We start from the raw sequence: 378 nt of genomic DNA on the forward strand, positions 1-378 counted from the left end.
ATATTAATACTGTGGATCGAACGTCGGGAACACCGGGTGGAAATAGAAACAGTCGATGACATGGATTGGAAGCGCGCACTGAAGGTGGGCTGTGCGCAATGCCTGGCACTGATTCCGGGCACATCCCGCTCTGGTGCAACGATTATCGGTGGGTTGTTCTTTGGCCTCTCACGCAAAACCGCTGCGGAATTTTCTTTCTTTCTGGCAATCCCGGTAATGTTTGCAGCAACGTTTTATGATGTTTATAAGCATCGGGAGTTCTTGCATAGCAACGATCTGGGAATGTTTGCAGTGGGGTTTACTGCCGCTTTTTTCAGTGCACTGATAGCAATACGCGGGTTTATCCGCTATGTGAGCCATCATGACTTTACCCCATTT

At 48.7% G+C, this 378-nt stretch carries 1 protein-coding gene; it reads left to right on the forward strand.

Annotated elements, in window-relative coordinates; translation table 11 throughout:
- On the forward strand, positions 1 to 378 hold a 378-nt coding region (locus SQ11_RS15810), incomplete at both ends, for an undecaprenyl-diphosphate phosphatase (RefSeq protein ID WP_041515165.1).

Source organism: Nitrosospira sp. NpAV (assembly GCF_000832065.1).
In the GTDB taxonomy this organism is placed as follows: domain Bacteria; phylum Pseudomonadota; class Gammaproteobacteria; order Burkholderiales; family Nitrosomonadaceae; genus Nitrosospira.